Raw genomic sequence first — 7,074 nt, 5'->3', positions numbered from 1 at the left:
ATGCCGGGATTCTCTCCAAGCCCGGTCAGAACTGTTCGAAGGCCCCCGGCCTCGCGGCCGACCGACTTGACGGCATAGCAACGTGAGGTGTCTACAGCGCGGGCCTCGCCCTCCAGGCCGTCGGCATCCGCATCCGCCGCTCCCTCAGCGTGCTCGCCGACGGCACCGCGGCCGTCGCCCTCACCCTGTACGGGCTCCTCGCCTCCGACTTCCTCGACACCGTCAGCAACGTCCTCCAGCTCACCGTCGTCCTCCTCGGCCCCGCCATGGCCGTCTACGCCACGGACGTCGTGCTGCGCCGCAACCGCTACGACGGCCGGGCCCTGATGGACGAGACGCCCGGCAGCGCCTTCTGGTACACCGCCGGAGTCAACCCGGCGGGCGCGCTGGCTCTCGCCGGAGGCGTCACCGTGGCCGCCCTGAGCGTCAACACCCTCTACACCGGGCCGATCGCACACGCCCTGGGCGGCCTGGACCTCGCCCTGCCGGCGGGCGTCGTCGTCGCCTCGCTGCTGTACGCGGTCCTGGCGCGCGGCGGAAAATCACGGGCGCCGGCGGCCTGACGAGCGGTACGGTCCCTCGCATGTCTGATGAGGACGGCTACTTCGGAGAAAGCGTCGCCGCGCACTACGACGAGTCGGCGGCGGACAGGTTCGCACCCGAGGCGGTGAATCCCGCCGTCGATCTGCTGACCGAACTGGCGGGCGCCGGCCGGGCACTGGAGTTCGGCGTCGGCACCGGCCGGATCGCGCTGCCCCTGGCGGGCCGCGGAGTCCCGGTGCACGGCATCGACATGTCCCGGGCCATGACCTCCCGGCTGAGTGCCAAGCCGGGCGGCGACGCCGTCGGGGTGACCATCGGCGACTTCGCGACGACCCGGATACCGGGCACCTTCACGGTCGCCTACCTCGTCTTCAACACCATCAACAATTTGACGACGCAGGACGCCCAGGTCGACTGCTTCCGCAACGCCGCCGCCCACCTGGAGCCCGGCGGCTGCTTCGTCATCGAGGTGGGCGTGCCGGAGCTGCGCCTGCTGCCCCCGGGACAGACCGCCGTGCCGTTCCGCATCGGCCCGAGCGGGTGGGCGTTCGACACCTACGACACCGCGACTCAGGCGTTGAGTTCGAACTACGTCACCATCGTGGACGGACGCCCCGAGTACGAGCACTACCCCTTCCGGTACGTGTGGCCCTCCGAACTCGACCTGATGGCCCGGCTCGCCGGACTGCGGCTGCGCGACCGGTGGGAGGGCTGGACCCGCGAGCCGTTCACCCACGAGAGCCGCGGCCACGTGTCGGTCTGGGAGAAGCCCGCCGAGTGACCGGCCGGGTCCGGGCCGGTTCGGGCCGGTCTGGTCCGGGCCGCTTCGGTACGGCTCAGCGCCGCGCCATGTACAGGTTCAGGGCCTTGTGCAGCACCTTGTTGAGCGGATAGTCCCACTCGCCGAGGTACTCCACGGCCTCACCGCCCGCTCCGACCTTGAACCGGAGCAGTCCCAGCAGGTGGTCGTCCTCGTCCAGGGTGTCGGTGATGCCGCGGAAGTCGTAGACGGCCGCGCCGAGTTCATGGGCGTCGCACATCATCCGCCACTGGAGCGCGTTGTTGGGCTGCACCTCGCGCCGGCGGCTCGTGGAAGCACCGTAGGAGTACCAGACGTGCTCGCCGACGGTCAGCATCGTGGCACCGGCGAGCACCTCCCCGTCGTGATGGGCGAGGTAGAGGCGCATGCGGTCCGGGTCCTCGGCCGTCAGCGCGGTCCACATCCGCTGGAAGTAGGTGAGGGGGCGCGGGACGAACCGGTCCCGTTCGGCGGTCTCGACGTAGAGCTCGTAGAAGGCCGGGAGGTCCTCGTGGTCGCCCCGGACGACTTTGACGCCGGCCTTCTCGGACTTCTTGATGTTGCGGCGCCACTGCTGGTTGAAGCCGTTCTGGAGCTGCTCCAGTGACCGCCCGGCGAGCGGTACCTGGCACACGTAGCGCGGCTGGCCCGCGGCGAAGCCGTCCTCGCCGCCCGACGCGGTCCGCCGCCAGCCCATCCGGCGCAGCCGCTCGGCGACGCCGTCGGCCCCGGGCTCGCGCACGGTGGCCTCCACGTCCCCCAGCCGCCGGGCCCCCGGGTCGGCGATCGCGGCCTTGACCGCCTCGGCACTCCAGCGCCGGGCCACCACGGGCGGCCCCATCCGCACCGAGAAGACGCCCCGCTTCTTCAGGTACGCGAGCATCGGCTCCAGCCACCGCTCCAGATCCGCCGCGTCCCAGTCGATGACCGGGCCCTCGGGCAGATAGGCCAGATACCGCTTCAGCCTCGGCAACGGCCGCAGCAGCACCAGCCCCGCGCCCACGAGCTCACCGCCCTCGTCGAACCAGCCCAGGCTCTCCGCCCGCCAGTCTGGTTTCACATCGCCCCACGAGGGCGTCTGCAGGTGACTCACGGAAGGCCGGGACTCGACGAAGCGCAGATGCTCCTCGCGGGTGATCGCCTTCAGGTGACAGCTCATGGGTCGGGGTCCCTTTGATCGACGTTGTTCGTCTTCGTTCGACGGGGAGACGGCGATGTCGCGGAGTGCGGTTGCCGTCCCGCACCTCACAGGGAATACCGACTGGGGCCGATGCGCGCGCTGTCACCCGGCCGTTGACCCGTGTGCGCCGTCCGGCGCGCACGATCGCGCACGGGGTGTCAGCGTGGACGGGTTGGGCGGTGCGGGCAGGACGGACGGAGCGGACGGCCATGGCGCGGGCGATCTGGACAGGTGTGATCACGTTCGGGCTGGTCTCGGTGCCCGTCGGGCTGTTCACGGCGACCCAGGACCACACGGTCCACTTCCATCAGCTGCAGCGCGGCACCTCGGACCGGATCCGCAACCGGCGGGTCAACGAGCGCACCGGCAAGGAGGTCGGCCCCGGTGACATCGTCAAGGGCTACGAGGTCGGCGAGGGCGAGTACGTCGTCGTCGAGCCGGAGGAACTGGACGAGATCGCGCCGGGCCGCTCCCAGACGCTGGAGATCACCGACTTCGTCGACCTCGACCGCATCGCACCGGTCTACTTCGGCCGCACCTACTACGTCGCCCCGCGCGGCGAGGAGTACCTCAAGGTCTACGAGCTGCTCCGCACCGCCCTCGCCGAGGCCGGCAAGGTCGGCGTCGCCACCTTCGTCATGCGCAACCGGCAGTACCTGACCGCGCTCCGCGCCGAGGACGAGGTCCTGATGCTCCAGACGCTGCACTGGGCCGACGAGGTCCGCGACCCGGTCGAGGAGTTGCCCGAGCTGCCGCAGGGCAGGGCGGGACGGGGCAAGGAGCTGGACATGGCGATGCGCCTCGTCGACGCCCTCAGCGGCCCCTGGGACCCCGCCCGCTACCACGACACCTACCAGGAGAAGGTCCGCGAGCTGGTCCGGGCCAAGGCCGAGGGCAAGGAGGTCGCCGTCGCCGAGGAGGCGCCCCGGGCCACCAACGTCGTCGATCTGATGGAGGTCCTGCAGGGCAGCCTGGAGCAGGCGAAGGGCACCGGCGGCAGCCAGGCACCCGCGAAGGCGAAGGGCGCCGGAGGCAAGCGGCCCTCGGCACCGCGGACGAAGGCCACCGAGGGTCGGAAGTCCACCGAGGCGCGGAAGTCCACCGAGACGCGGAAGTCCACCGAGGGACGGACCACCGAGGGACGGAAGAAGGCCACCGCCCCCTCCCGCAAGGCGCCGGCCAAGCGGGGCGAGCTGCGGGAGCTGAGCAAGGCGGAGCTCTACCAGCGGGCGACCGACCAGGACATCGCTGGACGGTCGAAGATGAGCCGCGAACAGCTCATCGACGCCCTCACCGGTGCCGGCGGCGGCCGGAAGAAGAAGACGGCCGCCGCCTGAGAGGCCGCTCAGTGGGTGCTGAGCATGCCTTCCCGCAGACGGGCCAGCAGGCGCGAGATCAGACGGGACACATGCATCTGCGAGACCCCGAGTCGTTCACCGATGTCCTTCTGGGTGAGCTCCTCGACGAACCTCCAGTGGATGATCTGCCGGTCGCGTTCGTCCAGCTCGGCGATCATCGGGGCCAGGGCGTGGAAGTCGTCCACGAGCGCCAGCGCCGAGTCGTCCGCGCCGATGAAGTCGGCCAGCGCCGATTCGCCGTCCTCGCTGCCGTTGATGGCCGCGTCCAGGGAGGCGGAGTTGTAGCCGTTGGCCGCCAGGCGGGCCTCGACGACCTCGTCCTCCGGGAGGCTCATCAGCTCGGACAGTTCCTTGGTGGTGGGGTTGCGGCCCAGACGGCTGCGCAGCTCCTCGGTGGCCCGGGCCAGCTGGACACGGGCCTCCTGGAGCCGCCGGGGCACGTGCACGGCCCACGAGGTGTCACGGAAGAACCGCTTGATCTCGCCGACGATGTACGGCACGGCGAAGGAGGTGAACTCGACCTCACGGGTCAGCTCGAACCGGTCGATCGCCTTGATCAGGCCGATCATGCCGACCTGGACGATGTCCTCCATCTCCTCCTGGCCACGGCTGCGGAACCGGCCGGCCGCGAAGCGGACCAGGGACATGTTCATCTCGATCAGCGTGTTGCGCGCGTACTGGTATTCGGGCGTGCCCTCTTCGAGCACCGTGAGCTGCTTGAAGAACAGCTTCGACAACTCCCGCGCGTCCTTGGGCGCCACCTTGGACGGGTCCGCTACCTCCGGCATGCCCGTGGTGGTGTGCTCGGTGATCTGTGCGGTCGTCGTCGCCATGATGTGCCCTCCCGGTCGATCGGCCCCCGTCGCTGTCAGCTTGTCGGCCGACGACAGAGCGCCTACCCCGGGTCAAGCCGCCCACACATGCTTCCGCGATCGGCGTGGCGGCGAAGGTTTCCGACACCGTTTCAGACGCCGAGGTAGAAGCGCACGGTGGTGCCGTCGTCCGACGTGTGCACCCGCACCAGATCCGCGACGTAGTGGACGAGGAGCAGGCCACGGCCGCCGATCTGCCCGTGCTCCGGGGGCCGGCGGCCGGCGAGCGGATCCGTGAGGCGCCCCGTGTCGCGGACCTCGCACACCACCTGCCCCGCCTCGGACCAGATCGCCAGCGTCCCGTGACCGCCGCCGTGGACCACGCTGTTGGTGGTGAGCTCCGCCACCGCCAACTCCGCGTCCTGCAGGCGTTGCTCGGTCAGCCCGAGCGACGCGGCCCGGCCGACGACGAAGCGCCGCACCTCGGGCAGCTCCCCGGCACCGAAGGCGAGGACGTCGGCGTCCGGCGCGGGACCCAGCGGCTCGTTGTAGCGGGCGACGACCGCAGGCCAGTCGTAGGCCCCGCTGGCCCGCTCACTGCCTCCGGCGATGACCGTCGGATGGGTGACGAAGGCGTCGGCCAGGACGTCCGCGTCCAGCCCGGTCTCGTCGTACGGGCACAGGATCGTCGCGGAACGGCCCGCGAAGGCCGCGTTGATCAATGCTTCGTGCTGGGCGCACGCCGGGTACTCCGTCGCGCTGCGCCCGGCCCAGACGGGCTCGCCGATGATGCGCACCCGTTCGTGCGCGTGCGCGTCGGCGAACGCCCTGAGCACCCCGGGGATGATCCGCCCCGGATTGCGCCCGGCCTGCGTCATGTCCAGGAAGGAGACGTCCCGCGCGTCCGTTCCCAGCCCCTGCCTGATCAGCTCCAGGTTGGGGGCGGGCACGGCCACCGCCACGGGTTCGCCCGCGGCCAGTCCCTCCCGTACGAACGTCACCGTCCGGTCGGCGTACTCGCGCTCCGAGCGGTAGAACAGCGCCGGATGCGCGAAGGCCTCGTCGTGGATCACCGTGCTCATCGCGGCGCCACCTCGATCCGGTGCAGGGACGGCCAGAACAGCTCCAGGACTCGGGGCAGTTGCGGCGGAGGCTGTTCCACCACGACCCGCCCGCCGGGCAGGTTCATGGCGGTGACGGCGAGCGCCGCGACCCCGGCCACGTCGACGAACCGCACGCCGGACAGTTCCACGTAGGACACGTCCGTGTGCTGCCTGGACAGTTCCGTGAGGGCCTTCTCCCAGGACGGGCGGGTGGTCACGCTGATCTCTCCGCTGGCCCGGAGGCCGGGACGGCCGGGCAGCGGGCCGACCTCCAGCACGGCCCCGCTCCGCACCCGGGACGGTCCGCCCGTGGGGCCTGCGGCATCCACACTCGATCTCCTTCGGGAATTCGCCCGGGTGTCCGTCGGCACCGCGGGCCCTCGTCCGGCCAGGCAGCCTATCGCGACCAGATGCCGTACGCCGGTGTGGGGACAGAACATGCGAGGGGGACACGAAGCGGGGAACAAGACAGTTCAGTGAGCGTGCGTCCTCGGAAGGGAAGACTGATGTTTGAAGCAGATAACATTCGTGACTGGCGTGGACATGACGTCGTCGACGGCGACGGCCGCAAGATCGGGACTCTCGAGTCCATCTACTTCGACACCGCCACCGACCGGCCCGCGTTCGCCGCGGTGATGATCGGTCTGCCGACCCGCCGGCGTCTGGTGTTCGTCCCGGTGGACAAGGCCACCGTCGGGCCGGGCTACCTGAAGGTGGGCTACGACAAGAACCTGGTCAAGGACGCACCCGGGATCGACCCGGACGGTGAACTCGCGGCCGAGGACGAGGGCGCCGTCTTCGCCCACTACCACCTGCCCTACGAGCAGGGCAGCCGCGGCGAGCGCCGGCTCGGCCGACGCTGAACCGTCCGAGCCGAACCGTACGACGAGCCTCTTCGAGGGGAGACGACCTTGAGCCTGTTCCTCCTGCTGTTGCTGGTGGCGCTCGTCCTGGGCGTGATCGGGCTGGCCGCCGAGGGGCTGTTCTACCTCTTCGTCATCGGCGCCGTGGTCCTGGTCGCCGACCTGGTCCTCGCCGGGGTACTCATCGGACGCCGGGGACGGCCCGCACGCTGAACGGCACACCCGCACGCTGAACAGCACACCGGGCGAGCACACACCGGGGGCCGACCGCGCCGTCGCCGGCACGATCGGCCCCCCCCCGTGCCACCAGGGCCATGCCCCGGCTAGGTGTACTGCCCAGGGACGTTGGTCAACCTGGTGACGGGTGGTTTGCCGCCGGTTGCGGTGTGGGGGCGGTGGTGATTGTAGTGATGGAG

8 protein-coding genes and 1 pseudogene are annotated in these 7,074 nt (G+C 70.6%); 5 read left to right on the top strand and 4 right to left on the bottom strand.

From position 1 onward, the window contains the following. Positions 1-92 precede the first annotated feature (92 nt). Both ACFCZF_RS40525 and ACFCZF_RS40520 read left to right on the top strand, forming a co-directional pair. A pseudogene (locus ACFCZF_RS40525) lies at positions 93-563 on the top strand (cytosine permease); the annotation flags it as partial. A 20-nt stretch (positions 564-583) separates the two neighbouring features. After that, positions 584-1,324 (top strand): class I SAM-dependent DNA methyltransferase, encoded by a 741-nt coding sequence (locus ACFCZF_RS40520; protein ID WP_376675934.1) that lies wholly within the window; start codon positions 584-586, stop codon positions 1,322-1,324. A 55-nt stretch (positions 1,325-1,379) separates the two neighbouring features. Here the strand turns inward: ACFCZF_RS40520 and ACFCZF_RS40515 are convergent, their stop codons facing one another. Further along, positions 1,380-2,501, bottom strand: a complete 1,122-nt coding sequence (locus ACFCZF_RS40515; protein ID WP_376675933.1) for a lipid II:glycine glycyltransferase FemX — start codon at positions 2,499-2,501, stop codon at positions 1,380-1,382. A gap of 230 nt (positions 2,502-2,731) precedes the next feature. Here ACFCZF_RS40515 and ACFCZF_RS40510 point away from each other — a divergent pair, with 230 nt between their 5' ends. Next, positions 2,732-3,859, top strand: a complete 1,128-nt coding sequence (locus tag ACFCZF_RS40510) for a Ku protein (protein ID WP_376675932.1) — start codon at positions 2,732-2,734, stop codon at positions 3,857-3,859. Between the two features lie 8 nt (positions 3,860-3,867). Here ACFCZF_RS40510 and ACFCZF_RS40505 read toward each other — a convergent pair whose 3' ends face one another. From ACFCZF_RS40505 to ACFCZF_RS40495, 3 genes are all read right to left on the bottom strand, one after another. After that, the gene (locus ACFCZF_RS40505) at positions 3,868-4,713 is read right to left on the bottom strand and encodes an RNA polymerase sigma factor SigF (protein ID WP_376675931.1); all 846 of its coding nucleotides are present in this window, start codon (positions 4,711-4,713) and stop codon (positions 3,868-3,870) included. A gap of 131 nt (positions 4,714-4,844) precedes the next feature. Further along, on the bottom strand, positions 4,845-5,774 hold the full coding sequence (locus ACFCZF_RS40500; RefSeq protein WP_376675930.1) for an anti-sigma factor RsbA family regulatory protein: 930 nt from the start codon (positions 5,772-5,774) through the stop codon (positions 4,845-4,847). Further along, positions 5,771-6,124, bottom strand: a complete 354-nt coding sequence (locus tag ACFCZF_RS40495; RefSeq protein ID WP_376675929.1) for an STAS domain-containing protein — start codon at positions 6,122-6,124, stop codon at positions 5,771-5,773. The genes ACFCZF_RS40500 and ACFCZF_RS40495 overlap by 4 nt, the downstream gene beginning before the upstream one ends. 177 nt (positions 6,125-6,301) lie before the next feature. Here ACFCZF_RS40495 and ACFCZF_RS40490 point away from each other — a divergent pair, with 177 nt between their 5' ends. Both ACFCZF_RS40490 and ACFCZF_RS40485 read left to right on the top strand, forming a co-directional pair. Next, positions 6,302-6,658 (top strand): PRC-barrel domain-containing protein, encoded by a 357-nt coding sequence (locus tag ACFCZF_RS40490; protein ID WP_375910498.1) that lies wholly within the window; start codon positions 6,302-6,304, stop codon positions 6,656-6,658. Between the two features lie 48 nt (positions 6,659-6,706). After that, positions 6,707-6,871, top strand: coding sequence for a hypothetical protein (locus tag ACFCZF_RS40485; RefSeq protein ID WP_375910497.1), 165 nt, complete (start codon positions 6,707-6,709; stop codon positions 6,869-6,871). The last annotated feature ends 203 nt before the right edge of the window (positions 6,872-7,074 follow it).

Origin of the sequence: Streptomyces sp. NPDC056296, from assembly GCF_042268605.1 — a bacterium.
Classification (GTDB): Bacteria; Actinomycetota; Actinomycetes; order Streptomycetales; family Streptomycetaceae; genus Streptomyces.
The sequence above is the reverse complement of the archived record's forward strand: the minus strand, read 5'-3'. Positions and strand labels throughout refer to the sequence as shown.

What these genes read in the sequence shown, in the direction of transcription:
- ACFCZF_RS40520 (WP_376675934.1), top strand. Translation starts at nt 584, where the DNA reads ATGTCTGATGAGGACGGCTACTTCGGAGAAAGCGTCGCCGCGCACTAC.
- ACFCZF_RS40515 (WP_376675933.1), bottom strand. Translation starts at nt 2,501, where the DNA reads ATGAGCTGTCACCTGAAGGCGATCACCCGCGAGGAGCATCTGCGCTTC.
- ACFCZF_RS40510 (WP_376675932.1), top strand. Translation starts at nt 2,732, where the DNA reads ATGGCGCGGGCGATCTGGACAGGTGTGATCACGTTCGGGCTGGTCTCG.
- ACFCZF_RS40505 (WP_376675931.1), bottom strand. Translation starts at nt 4,713, where the DNA reads ATGGCGACGACGACCGCACAGATCACCGAGCACACCACCACGGGCATG.
- ACFCZF_RS40500 (WP_376675930.1), bottom strand. Translation starts at nt 5,774, where the DNA reads ATGAGCACGGTGATCCACGACGAGGCCTTCGCGCATCCGGCGCTGTTC.
- ACFCZF_RS40490 (WP_375910498.1), top strand. Translation starts at nt 6,302, where the DNA reads ATGTTTGAAGCAGATAACATTCGTGACTGGCGTGGACATGACGTCGTC.